Source organism: Streptomyces sp. 35G-GA-8, assembly GCF_023534745.1.
Lineage (GTDB): Bacteria > Actinomycetota > Actinomycetes > Streptomycetales > Streptomycetaceae > Streptomyces.
Genome location: NZ_JAMHJQ010000007.1, coordinates 463,095 through 469,908 on the forward strand (window position 1 = coordinate 463,095; position 6,814 = coordinate 469,908).

General features: G+C 68.8%; 6 protein-coding genes. 2 read left to right on the plus strand and 4 right to left on the minus strand.

The genetic code is table 11. The features are described 5' to 3' along the window. The first annotated feature begins 248 nt into the window (after positions 1–248). Positions 249–1,253: an ATP-binding cassette domain-containing protein gene (locus M1203_RS18865; protein WP_249950900.1), complete on the plus strand. Its 1,005-nt coding sequence runs from the start codon at positions 249–251 to the stop codon at positions 1,251–1,253. Continuing rightward, positions 1,250–2,041 carry an ABC transporter permease gene (locus M1203_RS18870; RefSeq protein WP_249950901.1) on the plus strand — a complete coding sequence of 264 codons (792 nt, stop codon included), beginning with the start codon at positions 1,250–1,252 and terminating at the stop codon, positions 2,039–2,041. Before M1203_RS18865 ends, M1203_RS18870 begins: the two co-directional genes overlap by 4 nt. A gap of 138 nt (positions 2,042–2,179) precedes the next feature. Here M1203_RS18870 and M1203_RS18875 read toward each other — a convergent pair whose 3' ends face one another. The 4 genes from M1203_RS18875 to M1203_RS18890 all read right to left on the minus strand — a co-directional run bounded on the left by M1203_RS18875 (position 2,180) and on the right by M1203_RS18890 (position 6,482). Then, entirely contained in the window at positions 2,180–2,446 is a 267-nt protein-coding gene (locus tag M1203_RS18875; protein ID WP_249950902.1) for a hypothetical protein, read from the minus strand. Between the two features lie 112 nt (positions 2,447–2,558). Next, entirely contained in the window at positions 2,559–3,476 is a 918-nt protein-coding gene (locus M1203_RS18880; RefSeq protein WP_374403354.1) for a geranyl diphosphate 2-C-methyltransferase, read from the minus strand. A gap of 17 nt (positions 3,477–3,493) precedes the next feature. Beyond that, positions 3,494–4,825 carry a family 2 encapsulin nanocompartment cargo protein terpene cyclase gene (locus tag M1203_RS18885; protein WP_249950904.1) on the minus strand — a complete coding sequence of 444 codons (1,332 nt, stop codon included), beginning with the start codon at positions 4,823–4,825 and terminating at the stop codon, positions 3,494–3,496. Between the two features lie 244 nt (positions 4,826–5,069). Then, the gene (locus M1203_RS18890; RefSeq protein ID WP_249950905.1) at positions 5,070–6,482 is read right to left on the minus strand and encodes a family 2B encapsulin nanocompartment shell protein; all 1,413 of its coding nucleotides are present in this window, start codon (positions 6,480–6,482) and stop codon (positions 5,070–5,072) included. Positions 6,483–6,814 lie beyond the last annotated feature (332 nt).

The window sequence follows — 6,814 nt, forward strand, 5'->3', positions numbered from 1 at the left end:
TTCGGCGGCGGGGACCCGGCGTCCTCCACGCGCTGACGCGTCGCCCAGAGAGGAGTGCCGCTCCAGCTCGCCGCTATTCAGTGTTGCCAAGTACCGGTAGTCAGCACTACCGTATACCAGTAGTCAGCGACACCGAGTAGGTGACGGGGGCACCCAAGGGCATCCCGGAGGGCATCGCCCCGCGACCCCTGCAACCCCTGCGACCACTTCGACCTTCGAAACGGGAGACCCCCATGGGTTCATCTGTCATGCCCACATCCAGGCAGGGTGACCGTCACGCGCCGCCTGCCGCCGTCTCCGCCGTCGGTCTGCGCAAGTCGTACGGCGACAAGACCGTCCTCGACGGCATCGATCTGCGCATCCCGGCCGGGTCGGTGTTCGCGCTGCTCGGGCCGAACGGCGCCGGCAAGACCACCGCCGTCAAGATCCTCTCCACCCTCATCACGGCCGACAGCGGGCAGGCCCAGGTCGCGGGCCACGACATCGCCACGTCACCGGACGGAGTGCGTGCCGCGATCGGCGTCACCGGGCAGTTCTCCGCCGTCGACGGGCTGATCACCGGCGAGGAGAACATGCTCCTCATGGCGGACCTGCACCACCTGTCCAAGCACGAGGGACGGCGGGTCGCCGCCGAACTCCTCGAACGCTTCGACCTCACCGACGCCGCGAAGAAGCCCGCCTCCACCTACTCCGGCGGCATGAAACGCCGACTCGACCTCGCCATGACGCTGGTCGGCAATCCGCAGATCATCTTCCTCGACGAACCCACCACCGGCCTCGACCCGCGCGCCCGCCACAACACGTGGGGCATCATCCGCCAACTCGTCACGGACGGCGTCACCGTCTTCCTCACCACCCAGTACCTGGACGAGGCCGACGAACTCGCCGACCACATCGCCGTACTGAGCGACGGCAGGATCGCCGCCGAAGGAAGCGCCGACGAGCTCAAGCGGCTCGTCCCCGGCGGACACGTCCGGCTGCGGTTCGCCGACCCGGCCGCGTACCGGTCCGCCGCCGTCGCGCTGCGCGAGGTCACCCGGGACGACGAAGCGCTGTCCTTGCGGATTCCCAGCGACGGGAGCCAGCGCGAGCTGCGCTCTCTACTCGACTGGCTGGACTCGGCCGGTATCGAGGCGGACGAGCTGACCGTGCACACCCCCGACCTCGACGACGTCTTCTTCGCCCTGACCGGCGGCGCCAACGTCCCCAGCCAGAACAACCAGAACAACCAGCCCAAGGAGAACGTCCGATGAGCGCCCTCTCCCTCGCCGTCCGCGACTCGTCCACCATGCTGCGCCGCAATCTGCTGCACGCGTGGCGCTACCCGTCCGCGACCCTGAACCTGCTGCTCACGCCGATCATGATGCTGCTGCTCTTCGTCTATATCTTCGGCGACGTGATGAGCGCGGGCATCGGCGGCGGTGGCGCGGACCGCTCCGAGTACATCGCCTATATCGTCCCGGGTCTGCTGCTGATGACCATCGGCAGCACCGTGATCGGGGCCGCGATCTATATCTCCATGGACATGACCGAGGGACTCATCGCCCGCTTCCGCACGATGGCGATCCACCGCGGCTCTCTGCTCATCGGGCACGTCGTCGGCAGTGTGCTCCAGTCGATCATCAGCGTCGTCCTCGTCGGCGCCGTCGGTGTGGCCATCGGCTTCCGGTCCACCGACGCCAACGTCCTGGAGTGGATCGCGGCGTTCGGACTGATCACGCTGTTCGCCCTGGCGCTCACCTGGATCGCGATCGGAATGGGGCTGGCCGGCCCGAACCCGGAGGCGGCCGGCAATATGGCAATGCCGCTGATCCTCCTGCCGCTCATCTCCAGCGCCTTCATCCCGGCCGACACGATGCCCGGCTGGTTCCAGCCGGTCGCCGAGTACCAGCCGTTCACCCCGGCCATCGAGACCCTGCGCGGACTGCTGCTGGGCACCGAGATCGGCAGCAACGGCTGGATCGCGATCGCCTGGTGCGTCGGCCTGATCGCCCTCGGCTACCGCTGGTCCACCTCGCTGTTCAACCGCGACCCGAAGTAAGCGGGACGACCTCGCGCACCGAACGGCACGACGGTGCCCCGCTCGACTCCTCTTCCTAGGCCGGAGGCCGGAGGAAGGCCGAGCGGGGCACAACGCCGAACCCGAACCCGAACCCGAGCCCGGCGCGTCGGAAAGGCGTTAACCGATCAGGGCTCGCACCATGCGGCAGGTGGTGTCCGACGGCGGGTGGATGCCGATCCGGGCCGCCGTCCTCCGTATCCTGCCGTTGTTCGCGCTCGCCGGGTGGTACACGCCCGAGTCGAGCAGGGCGATGGCGAGGCGCATGGCCTTGAGCCGGCGGTTATGGGTCTCGTACCACTCACGGGGCCGGCCCGCGGGCAGTGGCTTGCGCTTGAGGGTTGGCTGACTCTCGAAGGGTTTCGTCGGCATGGTGGCAACGGCCATCGGCGACCTCCCGGCGCGGTGGTTGTTCCCTCACGAACTACCCCCATTTTACCGCGCCGCACTGACAATCGCCCCTGGCCAGAGGCCATTTGACGGGTCTCCCACCGTCGGCCTAGACGCGGTCGGCCGCGATCAGGAGGTACTGGAAGGAGCCGTCCTTGTAGGAGTTGATGAAGGCTTCCTCAATGCCCGTGACCAGTGAGGACGTCGCCCGCAGCTCCCAGTAGGGCAGGGTCGCGGGAGTGAGGTCGACAACGGCCTGCGGTACGAGCCGGTTGTCGGCCATGGCTCGCAGATACTCCCGTCGGGAGTGGATGTTGCACTCGAAGTGCGCGTTGATCTGGGAGACCCACTTCGAGGGCTGGCCGTAACGCGGGTTCCAGCAGCCGGTGATGGTCACATAGCGGCCACCGACCGCGAGGACGCGGGAGTGCTCGGCGAAGAGGTCGTGCAGGTCGACATACATGCTGGACTCGTTGTTCCACGAGGCCGCGGCCTGACCGGTCTCGAAGGGCGTACCGAGCATGTTGCAGACTCGGGCCCGGACGTGGTCGTCGATGCCGAGTTCGCGGGCCCGCCGGTTGGCGAAGTCGGCCTGTTTGGCCGACAGTGTGACGCCCTGGACCTTGCACCCGAAGCGCTGGTGGGCCATGACCATCGAACCGCCGCGGCCGCACCCGGCGTCCACGAGGGTGTCGTCGCGCCCGATGGTGCCGAGGTGGTCCAGGAGGAGTTCGGCCTGTGCCGACTCCAGGCGGTGGAGCTCGGCGATCAGCTTCTTCTCGTACGCGCTGTCCTCGGTGTCGCCCAGGGCGGCGTGGTCGACATCGCCGATGCCGTAGTGGTGGTGGTAAAGGCCGTCGACATCGCCGAGACGCAGATTCACCGGCCGCGCCTCGTGGTCCCAGTAGCGGGCGATGTCCCCCTGGTAGGGCGTCGCCGGGGAGGGGATGAACACGGAGGCGCCGTTGCTGGTGCTGGTGCCGTTGCTGGTGCCGGCGGCGACGGTGGTGAGCTCGGTGTTGGTCACAGATGAATCCATTCTTCTTACCAGAAGTCGGGCAGGCTGTAGCGGTAGGTATTGGTCTGGTGCCAGTAGTGGTTGCCGTCGACCCACGCGGCCACGCCGCGCACGAAGCGCTGCACGGCCGGGACGGGGCAGGCGGCGGACAGGGCCGCGGCCTCGGCCTCGAAGTCACGCATGAGGTCGTTGTGGACCTCGACCGCCTTGAGGTAGGCCTCGCGGTCGGAGAGGTTTTCGCGTTCGGCGAGCACCACCGGCAGGTTCAGATGCCGGCCGGGGGAGGCGAGTTCCTTGGTGTACGAGTACAGGTCGTTCACGATGGTGGTGGCGTTCCCGGCGAGCGCGATGACCCGCTGCATGGCGGGCTGTGCGTGCAGGTCCGCCGGCAGTTCGTAGCCACCGACGGCGTCGGTGATGGTGGGGCAGGGACGGAAGTTGTTGAACTGGCGCATCGCCAGGTACTCCCACACCTCCGGGACATGGTCCTCCTGCGCCCAGGCGGCCTCGGCGAGATACCCCATGTGCAGCCGGGCCATGTCGTGCCGGAACCGGTCGGCCTGCGAGGAACTGGCCATCTGAACGAAGTACTCCATGGCGGAGTGGTAGGCACGTCGAGGCGCGTCCGAGCGGAGCGACTCCTCCCACCCCGGCTGGTACTCCCGCGTCGTGTGCAGGGGGTCGAGGGCGGTGTGCGCCAGCAGAAGGCGCCCGCCGAGGCCGATGGGCGAGCCTCCGTGGTCCTCGCAGTAGCAGTCGTCCACCGCGTTCTCGGCGACCATCAGGCGGGTGGCGAGCATGAGGTGGTCGACGGTGGGGGCGTCCGGGTGGCAGGCGACCATGTAGCGCCCCACGGAGAAGCCGTCGAACTGGTCCTCCCAGTCGTCGGGGTACAAGTCGACCTCGTCCAACGCCCAGGTCTTGATCCTTTGGCTGACCTCCTCCACCCGCACGGGGTCGGGCTCCGGTACCGGGTGGTGGTAGAGGCCCGGGACCGGGATGCCTTCAGGTGGTGCCGACGCCGGTGTCGGCGTCGGCGCAGCCTCGGGCGTCGGCGTCGGCGTCGGCGGCTCCTCGCGCCGGGTCAGGTGCAGGCTCGCCGTACCCAGCCCGCTCGGACCACGCAGGATCCGTTCCAGGGCGGCGGTCGGTGTCCGCACGTCGGCGGCGGGGACGTCCGCGGAGGGTGGGACGTCCACGGAGGGTGGGGCGGGCGAGGAGGACACCGGGGACGGTACGGCGGCGGCGGCCTCGATGTCGCGGGCGCGGGCGGCCGCGTCGGCGAGGACGTACGCCCCGAAGTGGGCGGCGGCCCCGGGCAGGCTCGATTGCGGAGGAAAGAACTCAGGGTCGGGCATCCGTGGTTCCTTGGTGGGTGGGGTGGGTGTCCCGGATCCCGGGCGTGTTCGGCCGGCCCGGAGGGTCCTGGCCGTCGTTGCCGCCGGGTGGTGTCTTTCGCCGGGCCCCGGACGCGCACGTCCGAAGGCCCGTCCGCCCGGAGGGGGCGGGGCTCGCGCCCACCGCGGCAGCGGCTGATGTCACCGCGGCGTCCGCGATCGCGCGTCGGACACCGCGAACCAGGCGCGGTATGCCGGACGCCGCTTAGTCGTGCCTCCTGGCGATCTCCACGTTCTCCAACACGCCCAGCGCGTCGGGCACGAGGATGGCGGCCGAGTAATAGGTGGAGACGAGGTACGAGATGATCGACTTCTCGTCGATACCCATGAAGCGCACCGACAGGCCCGGTTCGTATTCCTCCGGCAGACCGGTCTGGCGCAGACCGATGACGCCTTGGTTGTCCTCGCCGGTGCGCATGACGAGGATCGAGCTGGTCTTCTCCTTGGTGATGGGGATCTTGCTGCACGGGAGGATCGGGACCCCGCGCCAGGCCGGGACCTGCTGCCCGCCGAGGTCGACGTGCGTCGGGTAGAGGCCGCGGCGGTTGAACTCACGCCCGATCGCCGCGATCGCCTTGGGGTGGGCGAGGAAGAACTTGGAGCCTCGGCGCCGGCAGAGCAGTTCGTCGAGGTCGTCCGGGGTGGGCGGGCCGGAGTGGGTCTGAATGCGCTGCTTGAAGTCCGCGTTGTGGAGCAGGCCGAACTCCCGGTTGTTGATCAGCTCGTGCTCCTGGCGCTCGCGCAACGCCTCGATGGTGAGCCTCAGCTGCTCCTCGGTCTGGTTCATCGGCCCGTTGTAGAGGTCGGCGACCCTCGTGTGGACCCGCAGAATGGTCTGCGCGACGGAGAGCTCGTATTCGCGCGGGTTCAGTTCGTAGTCGACGAAGGCGCCGGGCAGCTCGGCCTCGCCGGTGTGGCCGGCCGACATGGCGATCTCGGCCTCGCCGTGACGATTCTGCCGCTGGCGGGGCAGTGAGCTGAACCGCCGGACATGGGCCTGGAGACCCGGCGCCGCGGACAGCACGGCGGCGAAGTCCGCGCGGGACAGGGTCAGCAGGGTGCCGGCGGTCTCGGCGGTGGCGGTGTAGTCCCACCGGGCGTCCTCGTCCAGCAGCGCGTTCTCACCGAACTGGTCGCCGTCGGCGAGTACGGCGACGGCGACCTCGTCACCGTACTTGCCGACAGAGGTCTGACTGACGCGGCCGTGGGCGATCAGATGGATCTGCTCGGCGGGCGTACCGCGCTCGACCAGTGTTTCGCCGGCGCGGAAGTCGCGCTGGACGCACCGGCCGGCGATGGTGGTCAGCACCTCCACATCCTCGAAGCCCTGGAGCAGGGCCAGTTCGCCGAGTTCGCGGGGGATCACCCGGACGCTGGCACCGTCCTGAACGAACTCGACGCGCCCGTCGCCGACGGTGTAGCTGAGCCGGCGGTTCACCCGGTAGGTGCCACCCTTGGTCTCCACCCAGGGGAGCGTCCGCAGCAGCCAGCGCGAGGTGATCCCCTGCATCTGCGGGGCGGACTTGGTCGTGGTGGCGAGGTTGCGGGCAGCCGCCGTGCTCAGGCTGGACTGCCGAGGCGATCCCAGCGGTGCTTCCGGGCTGGTGTCAACAGTCATGGGGCGAGCGCTCCTTCGTGAGGGCGGGCGGTGGCCGAAGTGCGTGCGCGGCACCGGGAAAGCGGATAAAGGTGGGTAAATATCCTGGAATCGTCTGGAATCCGTCCAGATCTCAGGGAACAGTAACGGCCCCCGCACCCAACTGGCCCAGAGAAACCCTCGGCATTAACTCAATACGATGATCTTGCGAGGGCAGGGGTTTATCCGGGCGGCCCGATGGTTTTCAGCCCCGGGCGTCGGCGCGGGGTGGTTTTCGGCCCTCGTCGTCGGCCCGCCTGATCACGGCCCCTCGACGGAACAGCACGGAAAGAGGCCGGTCGGGGGGGGGGCCA

Coding starts and splice junctions, on each gene's coding strand:
- M1203_RS18865 (WP_249950900.1), top strand. CDS start 249: ATGCCCACATCCAGGCAGGGTGACCGTCACGCGCCGCCTGCCGCCGTC.
- M1203_RS18870 (WP_249950901.1), top strand. CDS start 1,250: ATGAGCGCCCTCTCCCTCGCCGTCCGCGACTCGTCCACCATGCTGCGC.
- M1203_RS18875 (WP_249950902.1), bottom strand. CDS start 2,446: ATGGCCGTTGCCACCATGCCGACGAAACCCTTCGAGAGTCAGCCAACC.
- M1203_RS18885 (WP_249950904.1), bottom strand. CDS start 4,825: ATGCCCGACCCTGAGTTCTTTCCTCCGCAATCGAGCCTGCCCGGGGCC.
- M1203_RS18890 (WP_249950905.1), bottom strand. CDS start 6,482: ATGACTGTTGACACCAGCCCGGAAGCACCGCTGGGATCGCCTCGGCAG.